Source organism: Rhizobium grahamii CCGE 502, from assembly GCF_000298315.2.
Lineage (GTDB): Bacteria > Pseudomonadota > Alphaproteobacteria > Rhizobiales > Rhizobiaceae > Rhizobium > Rhizobium grahamii.
In genome coordinates, this window is the sequence record NZ_AEYE02000037.1 from 1 (window position 1) to 22,669 (window position 22,669).

22 protein-coding genes and 2 pseudogenes are annotated in these 22,669 nt (G+C 59.8%); 16 read left to right on the top strand and 8 right to left on the bottom strand.

The genetic code is table 11. From position 1 onward, the window contains the following. Both RGCCGE502_RS31505 and RGCCGE502_RS31510 read left to right on the top strand, forming a co-directional pair. Nucleotides 1–400: IS66 family transposase (locus RGCCGE502_RS31505; protein ID WP_016558283.1), on the top strand; the 400-nt coding region annotated here is incomplete at its 5' end. A gap of 534 nt (nt 401–934) precedes the next feature. Beyond that, nucleotides 935–1,852: a recombinase family protein gene (locus RGCCGE502_RS31510; RefSeq protein WP_016558284.1), complete on the top strand. Its 918-nt coding sequence runs from the start codon at nt 935–937 to the stop codon at nt 1,850–1,852. Here RGCCGE502_RS31510 and RGCCGE502_RS31515 read toward each other — a convergent pair. From RGCCGE502_RS31515 to RGCCGE502_RS36060, 3 genes are all read right to left on the bottom strand, one after another. Then, nucleotides 1,839–2,243 (bottom strand): hypothetical protein, encoded by a 405-nt coding sequence (locus tag RGCCGE502_RS31515; protein WP_016558285.1) that lies wholly within the window; start codon nt 2,241–2,243, stop codon nt 1,839–1,841. The two genes, RGCCGE502_RS31510 and RGCCGE502_RS31515, sit on opposite strands and share 14 nt — an antisense overlap. Before the next feature lie 159 nt (nt 2,244–2,402). Further along, the gene (locus tag RGCCGE502_RS39135) at nt 2,403–2,903 is read right to left on the bottom strand and encodes a TniQ family protein (protein WP_081647340.1); all 501 of its coding nucleotides are present in this window, start codon (nt 2,901–2,903) and stop codon (nt 2,403–2,405) included. Further along, on the bottom strand, nt 2,900–4,519 hold the full coding sequence (locus RGCCGE502_RS36060; RefSeq protein ID WP_016558286.1) for a TniB family NTP-binding protein: 1,620 nt from the start codon (nt 4,517–4,519) through the stop codon (nt 2,900–2,902). The genes RGCCGE502_RS39135 and RGCCGE502_RS36060 overlap by 4 nt, the downstream gene beginning before the upstream one ends. A gap of 280 nt (nt 4,520–4,799) precedes the next feature. Here RGCCGE502_RS36060 and RGCCGE502_RS31530 point away from each other — a divergent pair, with 280 nt between their 5' ends. From RGCCGE502_RS31530 to RGCCGE502_RS31545, 4 genes and pseudogenes are all read left to right on the top strand, one after another. Next, nucleotides 4,800–5,744 (top strand): aromatic alcohol reductase, encoded by a 945-nt coding sequence (locus tag RGCCGE502_RS31530; RefSeq protein WP_016558287.1) that lies wholly within the window; start codon nt 4,800–4,802, stop codon nt 5,742–5,744. 367 nt (nt 5,745–6,111) lie between these two features. Then, nucleotides 6,112–6,351, top strand: coding sequence for a type II toxin-antitoxin system Phd/YefM family antitoxin (locus tag RGCCGE502_RS31535; protein WP_016558288.1), 240 nt, complete (start codon nt 6,112–6,114; stop codon nt 6,349–6,351). After that, a pseudogene (locus RGCCGE502_RS31540) lies at nt 6,351–6,726 on the top strand (type II toxin-antitoxin system VapC family toxin). Before RGCCGE502_RS31535 ends, RGCCGE502_RS31540 begins: the two are co-directional and overlap by 1 nt. Next, nucleotides 6,716–7,864, top strand: a pseudogene (locus RGCCGE502_RS31545) (tyrosine-type recombinase/integrase). Before RGCCGE502_RS31540 ends, RGCCGE502_RS31545 begins: the two co-directional pseudogenes overlap by 11 nt. Before the next feature lie 151 nt (nt 7,865–8,015). Here RGCCGE502_RS31545 and RGCCGE502_RS31550 read toward each other — a convergent pair. Then, nucleotides 8,016–8,429, bottom strand: coding sequence for a type II toxin-antitoxin system VapC family toxin (locus RGCCGE502_RS31550; RefSeq protein ID WP_016558291.1), 414 nt, complete (start codon nt 8,427–8,429; stop codon nt 8,016–8,018). Beyond that, nucleotides 8,426–8,674 carry a type II toxin-antitoxin system VapB family antitoxin gene (locus tag RGCCGE502_RS31555; RefSeq protein WP_016558292.1) on the bottom strand — a complete coding sequence of 83 codons (249 nt, stop codon included), beginning with the start codon at nt 8,672–8,674 and terminating at the stop codon, nt 8,426–8,428. Before RGCCGE502_RS31555 ends, RGCCGE502_RS31550 begins: the two co-directional genes overlap by 4 nt. Nucleotides 8,675–8,973: 299 nt before the next feature. Between RGCCGE502_RS31555 and RGCCGE502_RS31560 the strand changes: the two genes are divergently transcribed. Further along, nucleotides 8,974–9,909, top strand: a complete 936-nt coding sequence (locus RGCCGE502_RS31560; protein ID WP_016558293.1) for a HEPN domain-containing protein — start codon at nt 8,974–8,976, stop codon at nt 9,907–9,909. Between the two features lie 91 nt (nt 9,910–10,000). Here the strand turns inward: RGCCGE502_RS31560 and RGCCGE502_RS31565 are convergent, their stop codons facing one another. Further along, nucleotides 10,001–10,768, bottom strand: coding sequence for an HpcH/HpaI aldolase family protein (locus RGCCGE502_RS31565; protein WP_016558294.1), 768 nt, complete (start codon nt 10,766–10,768; stop codon nt 10,001–10,003). A gap of 131 nt (nt 10,769–10,899) precedes the next feature. Between RGCCGE502_RS31565 and RGCCGE502_RS31570 the strand changes: the two genes are divergently transcribed. The 6 genes from RGCCGE502_RS31570 to RGCCGE502_RS31595 all read left to right on the top strand — a co-directional run bounded on the left by RGCCGE502_RS31570 (nt 10,900) and on the right by RGCCGE502_RS31595 (nt 17,170). Further along, nucleotides 10,900–11,991: an LLM class flavin-dependent oxidoreductase gene (locus RGCCGE502_RS31570; RefSeq protein WP_040676121.1), complete on the top strand. Its 1,092-nt coding sequence runs from the start codon at nt 10,900–10,902 to the stop codon at nt 11,989–11,991. A gap of 86 nt (nt 11,992–12,077) precedes the next feature. Then, on the top strand, nt 12,078–12,770 hold the full coding sequence (locus tag RGCCGE502_RS31575; protein ID WP_016558296.1) for a GntR family transcriptional regulator: 693 nt from the start codon (nt 12,078–12,080) through the stop codon (nt 12,768–12,770). Between the two features lie 122 nt (nt 12,771–12,892). After that, nucleotides 12,893–14,176: a cysteine desulfurase-like protein gene (locus tag RGCCGE502_RS31580; protein ID WP_016558297.1), complete on the top strand. Its 1,284-nt coding sequence runs from the start codon at nt 12,893–12,895 to the stop codon at nt 14,174–14,176. A 194-nt stretch (nt 14,177–14,370) separates the two neighbouring features. Beyond that, complete coding sequence (locus RGCCGE502_RS31585) at nt 14,371–15,540, top strand: pyridoxal phosphate-dependent aminotransferase (RefSeq protein ID WP_016558298.1); 1,170 nt, start codon at nt 14,371–14,373, stop codon at nt 15,538–15,540. Nucleotides 15,541–15,617: 77 nt separating this feature from the next. Next, complete coding sequence (locus RGCCGE502_RS31590) at nt 15,618–16,415, top strand: ABC transporter substrate-binding protein (protein ID WP_016558299.1); 798 nt, start codon at nt 15,618–15,620, stop codon at nt 16,413–16,415. Nucleotides 16,416–16,495: 80 nt separating this feature from the next. Beyond that, nucleotides 16,496–17,170, top strand: a complete 675-nt coding sequence (locus RGCCGE502_RS31595) for an amino acid ABC transporter permease (RefSeq protein WP_016558300.1) — start codon at nt 16,496–16,498, stop codon at nt 17,168–17,170. Nucleotides 17,171–17,191: 21 nt separating this feature from the next. On the opposite strand, the gene RGCCGE502_RS31600 is transcribed toward RGCCGE502_RS31595, so the two are convergent. Both RGCCGE502_RS31600 and RGCCGE502_RS31605 read right to left on the bottom strand, forming a co-directional pair. After that, nucleotides 17,192–17,701 (bottom strand): MarR family winged helix-turn-helix transcriptional regulator, encoded by a 510-nt coding sequence (locus tag RGCCGE502_RS31600; protein WP_016558301.1) that lies wholly within the window; start codon nt 17,699–17,701, stop codon nt 17,192–17,194. Between the two features lie 87 nt (nt 17,702–17,788). Continuing rightward, complete coding sequence (locus RGCCGE502_RS31605; RefSeq protein WP_016558302.1) at nt 17,789–19,360, bottom strand: phytoene desaturase family protein; 1,572 nt, start codon at nt 19,358–19,360, stop codon at nt 17,789–17,791. Between the two features lie 329 nt (nt 19,361–19,689). On the opposite strand from RGCCGE502_RS31605, the gene RGCCGE502_RS31610 reads away from it, so the two are divergent. From RGCCGE502_RS31610 to RGCCGE502_RS31620, 3 genes are all read left to right on the top strand, one after another. Continuing rightward, nucleotides 19,690–20,475 (top strand): cyclase family protein, encoded by a 786-nt coding sequence (locus tag RGCCGE502_RS31610; protein WP_016558303.1) that lies wholly within the window; start codon nt 19,690–19,692, stop codon nt 20,473–20,475. A 63-nt stretch (nt 20,476–20,538) separates the two neighbouring features. Continuing rightward, nucleotides 20,539–22,128, top strand: coding sequence for a phytoene desaturase family protein (locus RGCCGE502_RS31615; RefSeq protein WP_016558304.1), 1,590 nt, complete (start codon nt 20,539–20,541; stop codon nt 22,126–22,128). 24 nt (nt 22,129–22,152) lie between these two features. Beyond that, entirely contained in the window at nt 22,153–22,659 is a 507-nt protein-coding gene (locus tag RGCCGE502_RS31620) for a MarR family winged helix-turn-helix transcriptional regulator (RefSeq protein ID WP_016558305.1), read from the top strand. The last annotated feature ends 10 nt before the right edge of the window (nt 22,660–22,669 follow it).

Sequence of the window (22,669 nt, forward strand, 5' to 3'; positions counted from 1 at the left end):
GAAAGCCTACAAGCAGAATCCTTACCCTCAGTCCGCTCCCGCGTTCCGACGACGTCTCGACAGGATCTTTACCCTGCGCACCGGGTATGAGGCTCTCGACAAGTTGCTCGAACGGCTGCATCGACGAAAGTATGAGCTGCTGAAGGTCCTCGAACATCCCGATATTCCGTTGCACACCAACGCATCGGAGAATGACCTGCGAACGTTTGTCACGAAGCGGAAGATCTCCGGCGGTACGATGAGCGAGGATGGACGTGTTGCGCGCGATGTCATGCTCGGCTTGATGAAGACGTGCCAGAAGTTGGGGCTTTCCTTCTACCACTTCCTCGGTGACCGGCTCGGCATTGGCAAAGGTCACGCCGTCCCGCCGTTGCCGGCGATCATTCTCGCTCGGGCCTGACCTCCGCAGCCGCTCGGACTGGCCGCACTCAGCGACGTTGCCCAACGAACCGCCAGTGCCACCAAATCTGCTCCACGTACCGCCGCCGCGGACATTGGCCGGCAATCACCGGCATTATAACTCTCTGAAATTATAGTAAAGGCACCATTAACCAGAAGCGATATTGCCGATTGCTTCCGTTGCCGCCTATGATTGCGGGTTGGCTGTCTAAACCATCGATAATGATCGGCTATCGATGACGATTTCATCTCAGGCGGCCGGTTTAGCTGCTGTTCTTCGCCGGAAAGGGCGCGAGGGGCTCGCAGAAGGCGTCCCTGTCCCTCCCCTCCTCCCCTAGATCCGCTCGTTTTCAGGCATTTCAGCCATTGGAGCTCGCTGACGCGGGTTATGCCACCCGCCCGCCCCAATACTCATCCGCGGGCCAGAATCGAGTCCCACGAGGCTCCATTTTGTGCGTAAAACACGCTTGCAAAGGACTATTTTCTCACGCATTCTTTATCTGTACAAAGCACCTGAAAAACGCACGAGAAAAACATGGCAAAACGGCATGCCGCCAATCCAGCGCCGAGCCCCAAACGGCTTATCGGTTATGCCCGCGTCTCGACCGACGATCAGGTCCATGATGCGCAGATGGACGAGTTGCGCGCCGCCGGTTGTGAGCGGATTTTTCAGGAGCACGGATCCGGCGCATCACGAGCTCGACCGGTGCTGACAAGGTTGCTCGGAGACCTGACTGCCGGCGATGTGCTCGTCGTCGTCCGCCTAGATCGCCTCGCCCGCTCTGTCAGCCACCTGTTGCAGGTGATCGAGGACCTTGAAGAGCGCGGTGTTCATTTCAGGTCGATCCGCGATCCGATCGATACGTCCACACCACAGGGCATGTTCTCCCTGCAGGTTCTCGGAGCGGTCGCCCAGCTCGAACGTGCACTGATCGCCGAGCGAACCAAGGCAGGCATCAAGGCGGCAAAAGCCCGCGGCAAGCTGCCGGGTAATCCCGGACTTCGTGAGCGGAGACCGGAAGCCATCAAGGCGGTGTCCAAGGCGCGAGAAAAACTCTATCTCGACGAGCTGATCTCCTCCGCCCAAACCTGGCTGCCGATGGTGCGGCAGCTGCGGCCCCAACACAGCTGGGACAATGTCGTCCGGGTACTCAATCGCCGGGGCCATGACTGGACGGTCGAACGGCTGCGCCGCGCAGTGCATCGGATGGTCCGCGAGAAGCTGGCCGATCCCGAGCTTCTGGCGCGCTCGCCCCGTCGTGCCCCGGAAGATCACCTGATGAAGCTCGTTGCAGCGATTGCCATTGCTGATCCCGGCCTGTCACTGCGCGATATTGCCGCCCAACTGGATCAAATGGGTGAGCGGCCGGCGCGCGGTGGGCGGAAATGGCAGCCTTCCTCTGTTCGCCACCTGCTGGATGAGGCACATCGGTTTGGCCTCATTCGTCATTGAGGGCGCGGAGCATCAACTTGCCGATTGCCCGGTTTCTTGCGCGCCCTGCTTTGGATGGCAAAGATTTCCAGCCTTCGCTTTGGATAATGCCGCGTGCCAACTGCCGGTATTCGGTTTCCGCACGGAGATTCACGACTGACGCCGCCCGCGTTGGTGGAGGTGCCTGATGACACTCTTCGGTCGGCCCTTGCTCGAATTGCCGAAAGGCTTCGCGAACGGAGGAAGAGAGCGGAACCGTTTTGGGAGCCACCTGAAAGAGGAGGTTGGCAATGGTCGTAATGGTTACAGCTCGCCATGCCGGTGGAAGGCTGGCCAGCGGCGCCGCGCCTTTCGCGACTGACGCCCGCTGACCATAAGGCAGTGATAAGCCCAGCGCGGCGATGTATGGCATCCCCTCCGGCCGAGGCGACCAGAGAAAGCGGCTTGCCGCGTCGATACGTTCAAACTCCGACCCACCCTTGCCGATAGCCTCGCCTACAACGAAGCAACCTGCAGCAGGTCTGTTTGATCGCGGCGCGGGAACCTCCGCGCCGAGACAATCGCATCGCAATCACGGGCAAAACAGTCTGACAACGCCAACAGGTGTGGACCGAAACTGAAACAGACCACTACGGAAACACCCACTGCAGTTAATCTCGAGGCCACTCTTGTGGCGGGGGCAGGCAACTGCTTCGACACATGCCCAAGATCGCCGGCAATAGTGATCCCTCCCCTCTTCTGCGTCTTCATCCAGGCATGTCGGACAAACGCCTCGATGGGCGGGGTCGCTCACGAATGAAGCCCTGCTGCGCCCGGTATTTTGCAAAGACAGCCGCTCCAGATCGACTTGACGCAGGCGACAGGCAAGCGCCCATAAACGGGTTGCGGGCTGGTCGGCCGAAACATCGTGGCGAAAGAGATGCGGGTTAGGGCCTACCGAGCCCCCACTTATCCAGTTTTCCACCTGCCGAGGTGAGCAAGAATAATGGCTCGACACCCGCCAATGCCAACAGCTTAGGAGTTCATCTTCAAAGGGCCGTGGAGCCAAAGCCAGCAGCCGCACCGGTCTCACTGGGTTGCACGTCGCTGCAGGCGGCCTTCAGTGCGCCGCGCCATCGCAACAAGCGGCAGGATCAAGTTGTCACCGTCGAAGCTCTCCAAGGTGATCGCCTCTTTGCCATTTCGGACGGCTTCGACGGCAACTGTCTCGATCAAGCGAAAAATTCGCACCGTGACGCCGTCGGTCATATCCAACACCTTGCGACGCAACGCTGCGGTCCCGAGCTGTGATGGCTTGCGTAGAGGCAGTATGCTCCCGAGACTTGCGAGCAATTGGGCGAGCTGCGGCGTATTGGACCAGCGCTTCAGGTGAAAGGCCTCAAACCTTTCTGCAAGCTGCGGATCCGTCAACAACGCCTGTCGGGCGAGATCGGTGCCTGCGCAGATCAACGGCACTTTCAGATCGTTCGCCAGAAAGCGGATTACGTTGAGGAAGACCCGTTGCTGCCGATATGTCCCCGTCAACATGGCATGGATCTCATCGATGATCAGCATCCGTACCCCCATCCTTCGCATCAAGGTCCGGCACGTGGTCTTCAGTCGGTAGGTCGCGTCTCCACTTGGACCTGGTGCACTCAATGCATTGAGGAGTTCACCGTAGACATCGCGCTCGACGGGTTCGGCCGGCATCTGCATCGCCACGACCGGCATGCTCGTCACACCCGTTCCACGATCGAAGATGGGCTGGTGATCCCGAAGAAATTTTCGAATGATCTTGGTCTTTCCCATACCCGTATCGCCGTAGAGAAGCAGACAGGGCATTGGGCGAGCAACTGGTCGATGGATAAGATTGATGCCGTGTTCGGCCGCACCCCAGGCCAGCGCCTTTCCCCGAAACTCCCGAGCGTTGTCGAGATGAATGGCGGTGGGCAAACCATGGACGGGCCAATCGCCGACCACGTTTCGCTCAACGAGCCACGAAGCCTTTGGCAAGACCATGTGCCGGATGGCCAGGGCGACAGATGTTGACGATGGGTGCTCAAGGCTCAGATAGAAGCCGGCCACCATGCGGCTGGCGACATCTATCGCCAAGGTCAGCCAAGAGCGCTGCAATGGTTGGCGGTTTACAGCGTCAACAACAAAGAGATCGACCAACGTGTGATCGATCTGCACGACTTCCAGCGCGTGCCCGACTGAATACTCATCGACAACCGGCACGTATTGCTGACGGGCGACGCTAGCACCCTCTCGGGCTTTGGCCAACTTCCTCTGGCCGGAACGATCAATTCGAACCTTCACGGCTTTCCAGGAGGGCGCAGATATGTTTCGCTGACGGCAAATGAACCGGACATGATCATGGACGGCGGTGATCGTCGGTCGCTCGCGGCGGCAATAAATTTCTTGGATGGCGCAGCCGACTGCGTCTTCCTGCTCCGACAACAGCAGCCGCCTTCCCTTCTTCGGACCAGGCGTTTCATCCAGCAATGAACTGGTCACCGGCTTTCGCCGGAATTGACCGAGCAGCTGATAGAACCTTGTGGCTTTGAGACCCAACTCCCGGCACGCGGCAAATCTCTCCGCGGCGCTCAGTTTCTTTTCGAACGCGAGGGGCCGAATGACGGCCTCGCGAACCACAGCCTTTTGCCAAGCTGTCTCCCTGTTGAGCATCTTGTCAGGTGTTTGCACCATTGGGGCTTCCTCGCCAACGTGTCGGCTTCGCCTTGGTCAATTGCTGCAGATGTCAGGATGCTCCCCAAGAATGACAGGTGAAAGACGCTTGGTCTTGGACGCCATTCTACCGAAAATGGCTGCTGTCGTCCAAAGAAGACATGCCGTCACTCGACAAAGAGAAACACAACCGATCGCTGTCCGTCATCGTTTTCGATGGAGTATCATCCGTGTGCCTTCTTTTACTGAGATTCAATATCGCCAATTAGAGGCCTCATTCGATTTGAAAGAGGCTTGAAAAATGAATGACTTCGTTTCCGGCGTAAAATCACGCAACATCCTCGTGCTCGGTGCAGGTGAGCTTGGGATGCCTGTCCTGCGCAATCTGGCTAGCCGCGCAAAGGTCATCGAAGGAGCAAAGATAAGCGTCCTGCTGCGCGCCAGCGCCGTGGAGTCCAGCGCGCCGACAAAGCAGCGGGACGTCCGCGAGACCCGTGACTTGGGCATAGAGATCGTCATAGGCGATCTGGTGAAGAGCTCAATCGACGAGCTGGCATCCCTGTTTTCACGGTACGATACCGTCATTGGCTGCACGGGCTATGCGGCGGGGATCAACACCCCGATGAAACTCGCCAAGGCGGCGTTGCAATCCGGAATACCGCGCTATTTCCCTTGGCAGTTCGGCGTCGATTTCGAGGCGATCGGTCGAGGCGGTCCGCAGGACATCTTCGACGCGCAGCTTGATGTCCGGGAACTTCTGCGCTCACAGGATAAGACCGAATGGGTCATCATTTCCACCGGCATGTTCATGAGCTATCTCTTCGAGCCGGAATTCGGTGTTGTTGATCTGGAAAAGAACGCCGTGAAAGCCTTGGGCAGCTTCGATACGGCTGTCACGGTGACGACGCCCGACGACATCGGCGTACTCACTGCTGAGATCGTCTTCTACGAGCCGACCATCAGCAACGAAATTGTCTTCCTGGCAGGTGATACCGTTACCTATGGCGAGCTCGCTGAAAAGCTGGAGGCGGGTTTGAACCGGCCCTTCAACAGGTCCGAATGGACTGTTCCAGCTCTTATGGAAGAACTGGCAAATGACCCCCAAAACATGATGCGCAAATACCGAGCAGCCTTTGGCATCGGGCGCGGAATGGCATGGGACAAGGCCAGCACTTTCAACGTACGCGAAGGCATTAAGGTCACGGATGTATCCGATTGGATTAACGCGAACCTTCGCAGCAACTAGATAGCCCTAAGCACCGGTCGGCGTACTCAGCGGTCCCGGCCGAGTGGCCGCAGCCCTCATATTAACGTCGCAAACCGCTTGAGAGTAGCTAAGGATTTCTTCTCTGGTCATTTTTCTTGTGTCCGGTACCCTTTGTTCGGTCTTATCAGCCTTTAAGCTGCGTCACACCTCTCCCTTTGAAAGATTGATTACGCTAACCTTGCATGTCCGTAACGGGTAATTCCGGCGAATACGGAAATTCCAATGATCCTGGCAGGCAATAAACTGAATTATCCCAACGAGATTGATTCCGCCTAATCAAGCGGATCGACAGACCTCTCCGAGGCCGCTATTTTTATGGCTTGAGCCAGCCTGGAAGCCGACCGCGATGACAACAATTGTGAAAATTTCCGAAGCCAAGGCTCACCTGTCCGAACTGCTCGCTCGAGTGGAAGCTGGGGAGGAGGTGGTCATTTCGCGCGGCAATGATCCGGTCGCCCGGCTGTCGCGGATCCGCAAGGAGACCGACCTGCAGCTGCTCGTCAACGAGGTGCGTGCAGCACGCGGCAAGGTGCAACCGATGGCCCATGACGAGGTCATGTCCTGGCGGGACGAGGGGCGCCGCTGATGGCGTTTGTCATCGATGCCTCCCTCGCAGCGGCCTGGCTGCTGCCGGAGGAATACAGCGAAGCAGCCGAGACCATCATCGCCGCGATCACTGCCCCCTGCCCCGTACCGTCGCTGTTTTTCTTCGAGATCCGCAACATCCTTGCCATGGCCGAGCGCCGCGGTCGCATCGGCGCTGGCGGCGCCCTGGTCGGAATGGAACGGGCAAGGCGCCTGCCTGCTGGCCGCCAGCCATACGCTCAGCGCCTACGATGCTGCCTATCTGGCCCTCGTCGTCAATCGTAGCGCTCCGCTGGCGACGCTCGACCGCAAACTGGCAGCGGCAGCGCGCCGGGAAGGCGTCAGCGTCCTCGGTCCGTTTGCCCATGGCGACTGATCGTCCGGCCAGCGATACCGTCGATCGCCGCGCCGGTGCACTCGACACCATCGCCGCGGTCCTGCCGATCGAGCGGCGCAACGAGCTTGCCGAGCTGTTGACTGACGCGGATATCGAGACCCTGCGCCATCTCGTCAACGAGGGAATGGGCGAAAACACCCTGCGGGCGTTGACCTCAGATCTTGCCTACCTGCAAGCCTGGTCTCTGGCAGTGACGGGTAGCCCGCTGCCCTGGCCGGCGCCGGAAGCGCTGCTGCTGAAGTTCGTCGCCCATCACCTCTGGGACCCGCAGCGACGGGCGTCCGATCCCGATCATGGCATGCCGGCCGATGTCGATCACAGCCTTCGAAGCCAAGGCTTTCTCAAGGCCGCAGGCCCGCACGCACCGGCGACGGTGCGCCGGCGGCTGGCGAGCTGGTCGACCTTAACCCACTGGCGTGGGCTCGAAGGCGCCTTCACGTCCCCTCCCCTCAAGGCGGCCATCCGCTTGGCCGTGCGCGCCGCGCCGCGGCACCGGCGCCGCAAAAGCGCCAAGGCGGTCACCGCTGACGTGCTTGCGAAACTGCTCGCCACCTGCGAGAGCGACAGCTTGCGCGATCGGCGCGACCGAGCGATCCTGATGATTGCCTTTGACTCAGGCGGCCGCCGGCGCAGCGAGATCGCCGCGCTTCGCGTCGAGCAGCTGAGTGCCGAGGCGCCGATCGAGCAAAAGGACGGCCCTCCCCTCCCCTCGCTGGCCATTCATCTCGGCCGTACGAAGACGACGTCGGGCGAGCAGGACGAGGTCGTCTATCTCACCGGCCGGCCGGTGGAGGCGCTCGCTGCCTGGATGGCGGCGGCCAAAATTGACAAAGGCAGCGTCTTCAGGGGGATCGGGCGCTGGGGAACGCTGTCTCGACGTCCGCTCGACCCGCAATCGATCAACGCCATCATCAAGCAGCGCGCGGCTATGGCCTGACTCGACCCCCTACAGTTTTCAGCGCACGGATTGCGGTCAGGCTATCTGACGGAGGCCGCCAATCGCCGCATTCCCCTCATAGAGGCGATGGAGCAATCCCGCCATCGGTCGGTGCAGCAGGCGTCGAGCTACTACAACGATGTCACCCGACGCACCGGCAATGCCGCGCGGATGCTATGAGACGATTCGACTGGAGGGCGTTAACTCGGTATCTCTCGTTGCAAGGATGAGCCGGGGTAGAAAAGCTGCCTTCGCATTGGCACCGGGGTCGTATTCTCCGCAGAAAACAAGCGTCGCAATTGCGCCAATGCAAGCTAACCCATTAGAAAGCTTAGAAATCCCACGGATTCACGAGGGCGAGGCCTGTCGTGTCGAAGTCCCTGACATTGCGCGTGGCCAAGCGCCCTCCGTTCACCCGCGCTATTGCAGCGATCATTGCATCGGGTACTGACATCGCCTGTCCCTGACGAACCGCCTGCCCCATGATTTCGCCGTAGGCGAGCGCGGCTTCTTCTGTGAGACCAAACATCCGATCGGCAAACCGGCGACGCCATTCCGTCAGCCCTTGCTCCAAACGCTCGGCCCGCTGGTCTGGCCTCATCTTCTGAATGCCGAAAGCAATCTCAGCGACTGTCACCGTCGGCAATGCCAATTCTGCATCGAACCGAACCAGCCAGGCCATAACAGCCTCGTTAGAGTCCTTCCGCAATGTCTCCGAGACGACGTTCGTATCGAGAAATATCAAAGCTCGATACCCAGGTGAGGACGACGGCTTTCGCGGATGATGGAATCCAGATCGATATCTGTGGCAGCTTGCGCGTTGACGCGCCGGTAGAAACTTGCAGCTGGCTCGCGGCCCGCCTCGCGTGTCTCGTAGGCCTCAAGCGCACGTTCGACCACCTCCGCAATCGAACGATTCTCACGTCGAGCGAGCCGGTGAGCCAGATCCCTTGCCTTGGAGCTTCGGACGGAGAGTTGTGGTGCAGCCATTGTGAGAATCTCCTTTACAGCAGATATAGGCTCACAACGCTTTGCCATCAAGATGGCAGCAGCCATCTTGATATCTGGGTCACTTGCGCGGTTTTGGCGCGCTCGCTCGAGACCGACCCAATTGGCTGGACGGACTCCCCCTAAAGACAGATAAGTCGATAGCCGGAACCGACCGGGACAGAATGGCTACTCGCCTGTTCGCATGAGGATGTACGGCATTACCAGCGCATCCTATGATTGCATTTTAGATGAACATCCCGTAAAAGGTTTGGGTGCGAAATCGTAACGGAGCCGCTACCATGGATACGATTCTGACTGAAGGCTTTGACGCAGCTTTGACCCTGACCGACCATATCGAACATCTGCCGGACAGGAAGCGGCGCGAACTGGCGCGCATCCTCGAGATCCTGTTTGCCGAAGTCGAACGCTTCCAGGCGAGCAAGTTGTCGGCCAAACGCCAAGCCGGCAAGATCCTGATGGTCCTCCTTTATGGCTCCTACGCCCGTGGCGACTGGGTCGAGGATCACCTGAGCGGCTACCGTTCAGATTACGATCTCCTGATCGTCGTCAACAGCAAGTCCTTTGCAGAAGAGCAGGAACTCTGGGAAGGCATTGAAGAACAGCTTTTGAAGGAGCAGATCGCGCATCGTATCGAAACACCGGTCGTGCCGATCATCCACACGCTGGCCGATGTCAACGACCAGCTCTCCCGCGGTCGGCCTTTCTTCGTCGATATCGCCAGGGACGGCGTTGTCCTCTACGAGCAGCCCGGTCATTCGCTGGCGCAGCCGAAGCCTCTGACGGCGGAGGAGCAACACTATGAAGCAAGCAAGTATTTCGACGAATGGTTCGAGCTAGCTCGGCATTCGGTCAAGCTCGCCGAAACCAGCATGGCCGACGGTGTACCGCGTCATGCCGCCTTCAATCTTCATCAAGCGACCGAGAAATCGTACCATAGTATCCTGCTGACACTGACGCTCTACAGCCCCAAATCTCATCGTCTGAAGGTTCTTCGCTCTCAGGCTGAGGGTCTGGATCTCAGGCTGGTAGATGCTTGGCCCCGCGACAGCCGGTTTTCCCGTCGCTGCTTCGAGTTGCTGTCACGGGCCTATGTGGAAGCCCGATATTCGTCGAAATACACTATCACCGACGAGGAACTCGCCTGGCTGATTGAGCGCGTCAAGGTCTTGCAGACCAGCGTGGAAACAATCTGCAGAGAACGGCTTGCCTTATAGCGGTGGCTGGCGGGTTGCCAGGCTATGCATAGGCTGCGGCCGAAGAGACCCAGCATGTCGAGCAAGGGGAAGCTTGTAACCACGCGTGTCGTCAGCTCGACGAGCCGGCCTTGCGGGCTGCATCCAGGCTATCGAGAACCGCCGCACCGAGAAACATGGTGTCACTGGCGAGAGCAAAGAAGCTGATCCCTGCCCGGCGCCATCTGCCGACATCGGCGGGCGACGGGCGGAAGATGCCCACCGCGCGACCCGCGTGCAACGCCGCTGAGGTGATCGTCGTGATCGCCCGGTCCAGCTTGTCCTTGCCAGCCGGGCCCATGGCATCGATGGAAACCGACAGATCGCCGGGACCGATAAAAATCAAATCCACCCCTTCAACAGCGGCAATATCCTCGATGTTGGCCAGTCCCTCGGCGGTCTCGACCTGGATCGCCAGCACAAGTGTCTCGTTGGCTTTCGCCAGATAGTCCGGGATGCGGTACCCATAGCCCGCCGCCCGGCCGGGGCCAACGCCGCGGCTGCCGATCGGCGGGTAGCGAGTGGCAGAGACGGCAGCCCTTGCCTGCTCGGCGGTCGAAACCCTGGGAACGAGGACGCCTCCCGCGCCGGCATCGAGGACGGCTGCGATTGCCTCAGGCGCGTGGCCGGGAACACGCACCATCGCCGTAACCGAATGCACATCGGCCGCACGCACGAGATCCTCGATGCGCTCGCGTCCGATCTGGGCATGCTCCCAATCAATGCAGATGAAATCTGGTTGGGACTGCGCCATCACCTCGACGGCGACGGGATGCGGGATCGCCGAAAAGGTGCCGACGAGCAGCGCGCGTTCGAGACACTTCGTGCGAAAATCATCCATTTCAGCATCTCCCATCCAGAATCCAAGCGCCATAAAAAAGGTTTAGACATAAAGCAATTTGCTCTCAAGCCTAAAACATGGTCAAGCTGAGAGCCAGGCAGCGCAAAAGCTGCGTGGACAGAGGGAGGACTATCGTGAAGCACCATCCGCTCAAAGGGGCAAACCGCCTCAAGCTCGGCGTTTTCTCCGCAAACGCGGATGGCGGCCTTGCGATCACGGACGTCCCGGAGCGCTGGACTGCCAGCTGGGCCGACAACCTCACCGCCGCACAGATCGCCGATCGCGCCGGTTTGGAGTTCCTGCTTCCAATCGCCCGCTGGCGCGGGTTCGGGGGCAAGAACCGGGTGCGCGAATGGTCTTTCGAGACATTCACCTGGGCAGCCGCCCTTGCGGCTTCCACCAAGCAGATCGGGCTGTTCATGACCGTGCATGTGCCGCTTGTCCACCCGCTCTACGCGGCAAAGGCGCTGGCAACGGTTGACCACGTCAGCAATGGCCGGGCCGGGCTGAATATTGTCTGCGGATGGAACCCCAAGGAATTTGCCATGTTCGGCACGTCGCTGGTCGAGAAGGGATATGACCAGGCGGAGGAGTGGCTTCAGGTGCTGGAGCGTGCTTATACGTCGGATATACCGTTCGACTACGATGGCACCTATTACAAACTGAAGGAGGCCATCAGCCGTCCAGCCAGCCTGCAAATGCCACGTCCAGTGACGATGAACGCAGCGTTTGGCGGACCGGGACGCGATTTTGCAGCGAGGAGCTGCGACTACCTGTTTACGACCTTCTCGGAGATCAACGAAGCAGGAAAACATGTGGCCGATATCCGCCACCGCGCCGAACGGCACCGCCGCGAGGTCGGCGTTTACACAGTGTGTCACATCGTCTGCCGGGAGACGCAGACCGAGGCGGAGGAGTATTATCACCGCTACGCTGTCGAGATGGCCGACCAAGAGGCAGTCGATACCCACATGGCCGGCAAGAAGGAGTTCTCGCAATCGCATGATCGCGAGGCTTACGATCGCTACCGTCAACGCTTTGCCGGCGGTGCCGGCAGCTATCCGCTGGTCGGAACTCCCGAACACATAGCTGAGCAGATGATTGCCATCTCACAGCAGGGCTACGCCGGCATCGCGCTTTCCTTCGTCAACTATACGCAGGAGCTGCCCTTCTTCTGCGATCGCGTCCTCCCGCTGCTTGCTCAGGCCGGGTACAGGCAATGACTATCGACGGGCGCTTGAAGAACGCCTTGGCGCGTGGATAGGATCGATCTCCAAAACTCTATCGCAGAAAGAATAGGATAGTGCGAATGGCCCTTGGCCCTGTTTCATCGCGGACGACAATCCAGGAGGCAGTTTACCAGCAGCTGCGCAATGCCCTTATGGCTGGCAGGTTTGATCCCGATCAGACCTTGACGATTGCCTCGCTCGCAGAAACGTTCGGCACCAGCAACATGCCGGTTCGTGAAGCCTTGCGCCGGCTTGCGGCTGAAAATGCTGTCGAGGTTGCCCCAAACGGATCTGCGCGTATTCCGCCGGTGACCGCTGCCCGGCTGGATGATCTTGCCCGCGCCCGGATCGCCGTCGAGGGCTTAGCCACCGAACTCGGTGGCCCACGCCTGACATCTGCCGACATCGCGCTGCTGGAATCGATCGTCGAGCAGCAGCATGCAACAGCACGCGAGAACGTCTACGAACTCATCGAGATGAACCAGCGGTTCCACTTCATCATCTACCGTGCCTCGGGATCGGAGGTGCTGCTGCAGTTGATCGATACGCTGTGGCTGCGCCTCGGTCCCTACATGCGGCTGCTGTCTGGCGCGGTAGCGCCACTCATAGAGAAAGGCGAGTTGGACCCGGCTGGCCTGCACGGTACCATCATAGAGGCGATCAAGGCTCGCAACTTCGCTGCAGCCCGCGAGGCCATCGGAAACGACATCCGGCATACGCACGAGACGCTGCGAAGCTACTGCGGCGACAAGGGCGCCTGGACCGCGCCCTGACGGCTGAGCGACCGAGCTCCGAAAATTAGTTGAACTCTAAAATGGTTTGTGATCAAATGATCAAAACCAAGGCCGCCATTCATCAAGACGGTCGTTCGGAACAGTGAATTGCAGGAGCGATCATGAGCCTATCGGCATCCCCCAAGAGTGTTGCAGTCCGGAGTGGCTTCCCGGTCGATGAGGTCCGCGCCATGTTTCCTGCAATTGAGAAGGCCGGTGACTTTATTTTCCTCGACAATGCCGGTGGCGCTCAGGTCCCGCAGGCCGTCGTTGACGCGGTCGCGACCCATCTCGTCGACTTCAATGTCCAGCGCATGGCAAAATACCAGCACAGCCAGGGCGTCGATCGCAATCTCGACGAGGCCCGCGAAACCGTGTCACTCCTCGTCAACGCCTATCGCCCAGAAGAAATTTCCTTCGGCCTCAACGCGACGTCCTTCATTCGCCTCGTCAGCCTCGGCATTGCCAAAATGCTGCAGGAGCGCAACGAGATCGTCGTCACGGACATGGATCATGACGCCAATATCGCGACCTGGCTTGCGCTCGAAGCAGACGGCGCCAAAGTCGTCTGGTGGCGCATGCGAGAAGACGGCACACTGCACGTCGAGGATCTGAAGCCGCTCCTGAACAGCAGGACCCGCCTTGTCGCCTGCACCGTGACGGCGCATTCGATCGGCACCATTGTCGACGTCGAGGCCGTCGGAAAACTCGCCCATGCCGCCGGCGCCGAGGTATTTCTCGATTGCGTCCACTACGGCCCGCACGGCCTCATTGATGTGCAGGCGTGGGATTGCGACTACCTGGTCTGTTCCGGGTATAAGAATTTCTCCCCGCACATGGGTTTCCTTTGGGGACGCTATGACGCGCTCTGCAGGCTTCCGACGTTCAAGGAAGACTTCATCCCCGATGTCCCGCCCTACAAGATCGAAGTCGGGACCTTTACCTACGAGAACGTCGCAGGCATGAACGCTGCCGTGAAATACCTCGAGGGGCTCGGTCGTCGTTTCCTTCCAGGCACCGGTCATTCGCGCCGCGAGGCGCTCGCGGCCGCGATGGGCGCAATCCGCGAGTATGAACTGACGCTGTCGCGCGACATGATTGCCGTCCTCAAAAAGCACGGTGCAGTAATCTATGGGATCTCTGACGAAGACCGGCTTTCCCAGCGCGTTCCGACCATTTGCTTCAACATTCCAGGTGTGACGCCGCAGCAAATCGCCGCTGATATGGGAGAAGCCGGTATCGGCTTGCGCGACGGTCATATGTTTGCGCCAAGGCTGATGAACCGGCTTGGTTTGTCGATGGAACACGGCGCCATTCGTGTTTCGCTCGTCCACTACAACAAGCCCGAGGAAATCGCCCGCTTCGATAAAGTGCTGGGCGAGATTCTTGCGAAAAGGAAAGTCTAGCAGCGAGCCGCTGATGACAAAGCCGTCTCGGGCGCCGCAAGACCTTTGAAACTTAAAATTTTCCTTGAATTGCGCCCGAGTTCGAATAACTTTTCCCCGCCGGCGTCGCCCCTTGCTTCCGGGCAGCGTTCGGCCAGAAATCTAAGGACTGATCCGTGTCTTTTTCGGCATCACCCCTTTCCGCGGAAACAGCGATGACCCGCCACGCCTTCGAAGGCATCCGCGCGCAAATTCGCGATCTGAGGACCGAGAATATCGCAGCGCTGGCAATGCGTGCCCGCGAACTCGGCGACGTGATACCTCTCTGGTATGGCGAAGGCGATATGGTGACCCCGGCTTTCATCCGCGACGCGGCAAAGGCGGCACTTGATGAGGGCTCGACCTTCTACATTCCAAACATGCGGGGCCTTGAGGCCCTGAACCAGGCCCTCAGCCGCTATCAGTCCGAGTTGCACGGCCGGCCGATCGCAATCGAACGGACGACCGTCGCCCCGAGCGGCATGCAGGCGCTTTACATCGCCCTGCAGCTTCTTGTCGACATCGGCACCAACGTCGTCTACGTCGCGCCACAATGGCCGAACATCCACAATGCGATCCATCTGATCGGCGGCGAGCCGCGCCCGGTTCCGCTCGACTTTGACACCGATTGGCGCCTCGACCTCGACAAGCTCTTTGCCGCCTGCGATGCACGCACGCGGGCAATCTTCCTGTCGACGCCGTCCAATCCCACGGGCTGGACGGCAACCGCAGCAGAAATGCAGGCGCTCCTCGAGTTCAGCCGTCGCACAGGCATCTGGATCATATCCGATGAGGTCTACGGGCGCCTCTATTTCGAGGGTAACGTCGCTCCCTCCATTCTGCAAATTGCCGATGATTGCGACCGCGTGATCTCGATCAACAGCTTCTCCAAGGCGTGGGCGATGACCGGCTGGCGGATCGGCTGGCTCTCCCATCCGGCGGGCATCGCCGATCAGCTTGCAGCGATGACGCAATATATGAACAGCGGCACGGCCGGCATGATCCAGGCCGGCGCCGTTGCCGCCCTCACTGAAGGCGAACCGCTCGTGTCGGAAATCCGTGGCAAGGCAAAGGCCGGCCTCGACCTCGCCTACAAGCGTCTTGGAGAAATCCCGGACTTGATCCTGCCAAACAAGCCACGAGGCGGCATGTACGCGTTTTTTGCGCTCGAGGGGCGCACCGACGCGCGCGAGGTCTGCGCAGATATCCTCGAGAAGGCCCGTGTCGGTCTGGCGCCTGGTCATCTCTTCGGCAATTCATCTGCGGCCTTCCTGCGCATGTGCGTGTTTCGGGATATCGGACAAATAGAGATTGCGCTCGATCGCATGGTCAGCGCGATGAAATGACGCTCCGCCGCAGGCGGAACGGAACTACCGGCGTCGGCCAATGCCGGCGCAGGCCGCTAAACCAGAGGGAGATAAAAATGAGCCTGACCCGTCGAAACCTGTTTGTCATTGCTGCCGCCATCGGCCTTGCCGGTGGAATATCATCCGCCTATGCCGCCGATGTACTGAATGTCGGCTCCTATCCGAGCAACCCACCCTTCGAATACAAGAACGACAGCGGTACCTTCGAAGGCTTCGAAGTCGATATCGTCACCGAAGCGGCCAAGCGCGCAGGCCTGAAGCCCGAGATCGCTGACTACGGCTTCCAGGCCCTCTTTGCAGGAACCACCTCCAAGCGCATCGATGTGGCGATTTCCTCGATCACCATTACACCGGACCGCCTGAAGTCTCAGTCCTTCACCCAGCCCTATTACGATTCCGACATGGGTGTCGCCACCAAGAGCGACAGCGCCATCAAGGGCCTGTCCGACCTCAAGGGCAAGACGATCGGCGTGCTCTCCGGCTCGACCGGTGACAAGTGGGTCAAGGACAACACGGCAGCCAACGGCTTTGGTGACGTCAAGGGTTACAATGCCCAGCAGGAAATGTTCCTGGATCTTGGTGCAGGCCGCGTCGATGCCGTCATAAGCGACATCCCCGGCATGGAATACCTCTTCGTCAAGATGAAGGGCTTTTCCGTCAAGGATCGTATCAAGACCGGCGAACAGTATGGTCTGATGATGACCAAGGATCACCCGCTGCTCGAGAAGTTGAATGGCGCGATCACCGAAATGAAGAAGGATGGCACGCTTGCCAAGATCCACAAGAAGTGGTTCGGCAGCGAGGCGCCAGCCGGATCGTCGACGATCACCGAAATGCCGATCCCGAAGGCATAAGCTATCAACTGAGTTCGAAACCATCACGCCGGTCCTGCGGGCCGGCGTGATGCCAGGATCTATACCTGCAAGGAATACCCATGTCGCTGGTCGAGACTTTCTTCAACGCCGATGTCCTGCTGTCCAGCCTTCCGGCACTCCTTCGCGGTCTGTGGAACACCCTCCTGCTCGGACTTCTTGCGATCGCCGTCGGCGTTCCGTCCGGGCTGATCGTGAGCCTGATCCGACTTTATGCGCCAAAGCCCCTTCGCTTGCTGACAACAATCTACATCGATGTTTTCCGCGCGGTTCCCGTGCTTGTCGTCCTGATCCTGATCTATTATGCCCTGCCGTTCCTCGGCATTCGCCTCTCGTCCTGGGCTTCGGCGGTTCTGGCCTTCTCGATCGTCATGGCAGCCTACTCGGCCGAAATCTTCCGCTCCGGTATCGAGAGCGTCCCACGCGGTCAGTTCGAGGCAGCAGCTGCTCTTGGCCTTCCGTTCCTGGTAACATTGCGCAAGGTGATTTTGCCGCAAGCGCTGCGCATCGTCATACCGCCGACGACCAGCAACTGCGTCTCGATGTTCAAGGACACCTCTCTCGCCTCGACCGTGGCGTTGCCGGAGTTGCTCAAGGAAGCAACCGACGCGCAGGCGCTTTATGCCAACCCGACGCCGCTGATCGGTGCTGCGCTTGTCTACATTCTTTTCCTGTGGCCGATGGTGCGTCTGGTCAGCCTGCTGGAGAAGCGCTTCAAGGCCGAAAAGACCCGCTAAGCCCGTTACCCGCCCGCCCGCCTAGTCGAAGTCTGCACCTGACAGGTGGTTGTTGACGGAAGCCTTGACGGCTCCGATCCGGGACCAGAGGGCCTTGATGTCAGCCGGATCGACATCGGCCATCATGTCGCGCAGCCAGCTCTCGTGAGCTGCCGCCATCGTGGCGAAAAGTTCATCACCCTTGGTCGTCAGCTTGGCGACCGTGACGCGGCGGTCGTCGTCCGGGGTCTCACGAACAATAAAGCCATCCGCCTCAAGCCGCTCCACCAGCCCGGTCACATTCCCATTCGTTACCATGGTGCGCTTTGACAATTCACCAAGGCGCAGGCCGCCATGCTCTCGATAGAGCTGCGCCATCAGATCGAATTGCGGAAGCGTTGCTCCAAATTCGTTTCGCAGGCGCCGTCGAACCTCCTGCGAGATCAGCTTCGTTGTGGAAAGCATTCGCAGCCAGAGACGAAGCTCCTGCTTTTCATGGGCGCCCTGGACTATCGTCTCCAGGTCGACGCTATCGACGTCCGCCTCTGCCATGTCACTCCGCCTGAACCATCTGGATAAGTCCCGATGGTCTAGGCATCAATATTTGAAATGTCAAAGGAATTGCTTTGGCGGTCGCGATCACGACCGGGAAAGCATCTTTGCAAGCATGAAGCCCGACCCCGCTCCCGTTCCTGCGCCCGGCCAGGTCGAGGCGCCACACATATAGAGCGACTTCACCGGCGTCGCATAGCGCGAGTAGCCGGCAACGGGTCGGAAGATGAAGTTCTGGTCGAGATGATGGCTTCCCGACAGATTGTCGCCGCCGATCAGGTTCGGGTTCTCGCGCTCCAGATCTGTCGGTGAATATACCGCCCGCCCGAGCACCTTCGAACGCAGACCTGGCGCATAGCGCTCGAGCATGTCAAGGACACGCTGACTGTAGGCTTCCTTTGCCTCATCCCAGTTTCGGGCGCTGATTTCTCCGGCTGCATCGCCATGGAAATGGGCCGGCAGGACACGCACCTGCACCCAAAGGACATGCTTGCCGGGCGGCGCACGGGTGGGATCGATCGCCGTTGGCTGGCCGACGACCAGAGCGGGTTCCGCCGGAAGCAACCCGGCAGCCGCCTCTGCGTAGACGCGCGACATCATTTCGAGGTCGGGTGCAACATGGACATAGGCAAAGCGCTTGAGTTCCTCCCCCGCCCGCCAATCGGGCAACCCGTCGAGCGCGAGGTGGATCATCATCGTGCCTGGCCCCGCCCGGAAGTGCGCAACCTTACGATCGAAGTCGGCCCGCGCCGGGTCGGCTGCAACAAGCCGACCAAACAGGTTCTTCGGATGCACATTGGCGATTACCGCCTTGCGCGCTTCAAGGGTTCGTCCGTCGGCCAGCACCACGCCGGTCGCCCGCCCTGAAGAGATCCTGATACTGTCGACCGGCGCATTGAGGATCAGTTCTCCGCCTTTTTCCTTGAGGAGCCCTGTCATCGCAGTGATGATCGTGTCGGCGCCACCCTTGCCGATCACCATGCCGAAAGCCTGGTTTGCCATCGATTCAAGATAGGGGAACAACGCCCCGCCGGCGACGTCGGGGGAGAAATCGAGATGCAATCCCCAGGCCGCCATCATCGTCTTGAGCTTGGCATTCCTGAAACGCAGATCCAGAAAATCACGGGGAGAGGCGAACAAAAGCCTGAGCGTGTCGTAGATCCAGCCCGTTCCCTTCTGCCGCCATGCCTTCCAGACAACCTTCGCTGCCGCCAGCGACGGCATGGGCGCTCCGAGAAGTGCGAAAATATGGGGTGCATCGGAACCGAATTCGGCAAGCATGGCGCGCCAGCTTTGGGCGTCTTCCGGCGAAAGGGCGGCGATACCGGCGCTGGTCTTTTCAACATCGGAACTGACGCCAAGAAAGGTGTCGTCTCGAAACACAGTCGCAAAACAATCAGCCGCTGGCACGAAACCAAGGCCGTGTGCAATCAGCGCTTCCTTGTGTTCGGCAAAAAAGGCTGAACCAGCAAACATCGACAGGTTCATGGCGGCAACGTCGTGACGGAAGCCGGGAATGGTCAGTTCGCCCGTTTTCACCGCGCCGCCAGGCTGCCCCTTGGCCTCGACCACCGCAACCTTCCATCCCTTCGCCGCCAGGTGGACGGCCGCGGCAAGCCCATTGTGACCGGCGCCCACCACCACTGCATCGTAGCTCATGCTTGAACCCCTCGCTCATCTTTGTTTTTTATTCGCACATGCATACATCTTCGAGGAACCTGATCAAGAGCGGAAAGCCGCAAGGCGAACCGCGGCCTCGAAGCGGGCCGTCTGATTGCCGACGAACCACCTATAATCAGGTGAAATCACCGTGCCTTCAGCCACGTCGGCTTATAGACACGACAGGACCGCCTCGCGGCGTCCAAATACTTGCAATATCATATTTCGTGACATAGGCTCCCGTTATCCAGCCACCACGGGCAACAGACAAGAAGCCGCAACAGCCCTTTGCACCGTCGCGCTGGCATCTCGCCAAGGGGAACCACGAAATGTCGACTACAGCTCTTTCAAACCTCGCAACCGCACTTGTCTCAGGCGCCGTGAAGGTCGTCGATCTCACTGCCCCGCTCGGGCCCGATACGCCGGTGCTCTACCTGCCGCCGCAATTCGGCAAGAACACACCGAACGTCAAGGTCCACACCATCTCCGCCTATGACCAGGACGGTCCATTCTGGGCTTGGAACTGGCTGGAACTTGGCGAGCACACCGGAACGCATTTCGATGCGCCCTGTCACTGGATCACCGGCAAGGACAACCCGAACAATACGACTGACACCATCGCGCCGCAGAACTTCGTCGCGCCGGTCAACGTGATCGACCGTTCGAAGGAAGCTGCTGCCAACCCCGACTATCTCCTCACCGTCGAGAGCATCAAGGAATGGGAAGCTGAGCACGGTGAGATCGAAGCAGGCACCTGGGTGCTGCTGCGCACTGACTGGTACAAGCGCAACGGCTCGACCGAGACGTTCCTGAATGCCGACGAGAATGGCCCGCATTCCCCAGGCCCGACGGCAGAGGCAATTGAATACCTTGTGAGCAAGAACATCATCGGCTGGGGTCAGGAAACGATCGGCACCGATGCAGGCTCGGCCGGTGGCATGAACCCACCCTTCCCCGCGCACAATCTGATGCACAAGGCCAACCGCTATGGTCTTGCAAGCCTGTGCCAGCTCGACCAGCTGCCGCCAAAGGGTGCGGTCTTGATCGCCGCTCCGCTAAAGCTCGTCAAGGGCACCGGTTCTCCCGTGCGGGCGCTCGCGCTCGTCACGACGTAAGCTTGTCCGGGCCGGAGCCAAACTCCGGCCCGCTTCAGAATTCTGGCTGCGCCGGGGCACGCAATGGCTGAATACGACTACATCATTGTCGGGAGTGGCATCAACGCGCTTGTGGCAGCCGCGATGCTCGCAAAGAAAGGCCGCAAGGTCCTCGTTCTCGAGCGGAACGAACAGATCGGCGGCTGCCTGCGCACTGAAGAAATTACCGAGCCCGGCTTTGTCCATGACGTCATGGCGACGACGATGGTGCTGTTTTTGACGTCGCCAGCCTATGGTGCGCTCGGCAAGGATCTCGAGGCCCGCGGTCTGGAGTTCGCACATGCAGATCTGCCGACCGGCGTCCTGCGGCCGGATGGTTCGCATGTCATCTTCTCCAAGGACCGGCAACGCAATGTCGCAACCTTTAACGGGCTTCACGCCGGCGACGGCATGGTCTTCTCAAGAGAGATGGACAAGCTCGGTGCGGACGCGCCTTTCCTGTTTTCACTTCTTGGTGGCGCGCTCTGGTCTGGCACCACGCTCAAGACCGTCGCAAAACAAGGCTGGGGGCGCGGTCTTCGCCAACTCGCCGCCTGGTTCGGCGACGCGTTGGTCCCTGCCCGCGGCTATCTGGAAACCACCTATAAGTCCGAGGATATTCATGCCCTGTGGGCTCCTTGGGTGCTGCATTGCGGGCTGGGGCCGGAAGCCGCATATTCCGCCGAAATGCTGAAGGTCATCGGCTTTGCCATTGAACTTGCCGGCTGCCCGATCGCCAAGGGAGGCGCAGTCTCCGTGCTAAACGCCTTTGAAAGATTGATTTCCGATCATGGCGGCAAGATCCAAACCGGAGCCGACGTCGCGCAGGTGACAACATCCCCTTCAGGCCAGGCTGGGGGTGTCAGGCTTGCGAGCGGCGAGATCCTTGCATCGAACCGCGGTGTCATCTGCTCGACCACGCCAAACCAGCTCTACGGGCGTCTCACGAAAGACTGGCCGCAGCCGCTGCCGGCCGAGACGTCAGAGGCCGTTGCCCGCTTCCGCTACGGAAAGGGCAACATGCAGATCCACTATGCGCTGGCTGAGCCGCCGAGGTGGAAGGCCAACCGCGAACTCGGGAAGGTCGCACTTCTTCATCTGACGCCCGGCCTCGACGGGGTGTCGCGCGCCGCCAACGAATGCGAGCGGGGCCTGCTGCCTGTAGAGCCGACGATCTGCGTCGGCCAGCCTGCATCCCTTGACCCGAGCCGCGCGCCAGACGGAAAATCGATCCTCTGGCTGCAACTGCCCGAAGCGCCGCGCTTCATCAAGGGCGATGCGGCGGGTGAGATCGCAACGACATCCGACGGTCTGTGGACGCCAGCCATTCGCGAGCGCTACGCCGATCGCATCGAGGCGATCCTGTCGCAACACATTGAGGATTTCCAATCGATCAAGCTGGCGCGCAGGGCTTACTCTCCCGCAGATCTCGAGGCAATGAACATGAACCTCGTCGGCGGCGATCCCTATGGCGGCTACTGCGGGATCGATCAGTTTTTCCTCTGGCGCCCGTTTAAGTCTTCTGTTAACCACCGCACCCACATCCCGGGGCTCTACCATATCGGCGCATCTTCCCATCCCGGCCCGGGTCTGGCAGGCGGCTCCGGATTTTTGCTCGCATCTTCACTCCCCTGACGCAGGACAAGGAAACGCTCATCCATGGAAGAACGGTTTTCGGGCACGGTTCTGCGACGCAAGGAAGACGGCTACGAAACGCGTCCGACGATGGGCGAGATCGGCCTCAACCATTTCGCCCCCTACCTGATGAACCGGCTGATGGCGCGCTGGAACGCCAATCTGGCAGAAGAGCTCAAGGAACAGGACGTAACGACCGCCAAAATGCGCACGCTTGCGGTTTTGAGCATTGCGTCTTCGGTTACGATCAACGAGCTATCCGTCTTTGCGGTGACAGAACAATCGACCATGAGCCGGACGCTCGATTCACTCGAGGAACAAGGCTATATCAGGCGCCAGCCGCGGGCTGAGGACATGCGCGTCCGCGACGTCTCGATCACGGAAGAAGGCCGGGCAGCGTTCGAAAAGCTCTGGCCGAGCATGTATGACCTCTTCCTGCAGATGTTCGACGGTGTGGACGAAGTCGAATACCGCGCCTTCCTGTCGACGCTGCACAAGGTTCTGCACAATATCCGCAAGCATGAGATCTGAGACAGTTACG

Coding starts and splice junctions, on each gene's coding strand:
- RGCCGE502_RS31580 (WP_016558297.1), top strand. CDS start 12,893: ATGAGCCTATCGGCATCCCCCAAGAGTGTTGCAGTCCGGAGTGGCTTC.
- RGCCGE502_RS31610 (WP_016558303.1), top strand. CDS start 19,690: ATGTCGACTACAGCTCTTTCAAACCTCGCAACCGCACTTGTCTCAGGC.
- RGCCGE502_RS31585 (WP_016558298.1), top strand. CDS start 14,371: ATGACCCGCCACGCCTTCGAAGGCATCCGCGCGCAAATTCGCGATCTG.
- RGCCGE502_RS36060 (WP_016558286.1), bottom strand. CDS start 4,519: ATGGTGCAAACACCTGACAAGATGCTCAACAGGGAGACAGCTTGGCAA.
- RGCCGE502_RS31515 (WP_016558285.1), bottom strand. CDS start 2,243: ATGCCATACATCGCCGCGCTGGGCTTATCACTGCCTTATGGTCAGCGG.
- RGCCGE502_RS31600 (WP_016558301.1), bottom strand. CDS start 17,701: ATGGCAGAGGCGGACGTCGATAGCGTCGACCTGGAGACGATAGTCCAG.
- RGCCGE502_RS31530 (WP_016558287.1), top strand. CDS start 4,800: ATGAATGACTTCGTTTCCGGCGTAAAATCACGCAACATCCTCGTGCTC.
- RGCCGE502_RS31510 (WP_016558284.1), top strand. CDS start 935: ATGGCAAAACGGCATGCCGCCAATCCAGCGCCGAGCCCCAAACGGCTT.
- RGCCGE502_RS31605 (WP_016558302.1), bottom strand. CDS start 19,360: ATGAGCTACGATGCAGTGGTGGTGGGCGCCGGTCACAATGGGCTTGCC.
- RGCCGE502_RS31615 (WP_016558304.1), top strand. CDS start 20,539: ATGGCTGAATACGACTACATCATTGTCGGGAGTGGCATCAACGCGCTT.
- RGCCGE502_RS31560 (WP_016558293.1), top strand. CDS start 8,974: ATGGATACGATTCTGACTGAAGGCTTTGACGCAGCTTTGACCCTGACC.
- RGCCGE502_RS31620 (WP_016558305.1), top strand. CDS start 22,153: ATGGAAGAACGGTTTTCGGGCACGGTTCTGCGACGCAAGGAAGACGGC.
- RGCCGE502_RS31575 (WP_016558296.1), top strand. CDS start 12,078: ATGGCCCTTGGCCCTGTTTCATCGCGGACGACAATCCAGGAGGCAGTT.
- RGCCGE502_RS31555 (WP_016558292.1), bottom strand. CDS start 8,674: ATGGCTGCACCACAACTCTCCGTCCGAAGCTCCAAGGCAAGGGATCTG.
- RGCCGE502_RS31565 (WP_016558294.1), bottom strand. CDS start 10,768: ATGGATGATTTTCGCACGAAGTGTCTCGAACGCGCGCTGCTCGTCGGC.
- RGCCGE502_RS31595 (WP_016558300.1), top strand. CDS start 16,496: ATGTCGCTGGTCGAGACTTTCTTCAACGCCGATGTCCTGCTGTCCAGC.
- RGCCGE502_RS31590 (WP_016558299.1), top strand. CDS start 15,618: ATGAGCCTGACCCGTCGAAACCTGTTTGTCATTGCTGCCGCCATCGGC.
- RGCCGE502_RS31535 (WP_016558288.1), top strand. CDS start 6,112: ATGACAACAATTGTGAAAATTTCCGAAGCCAAGGCTCACCTGTCCGAA.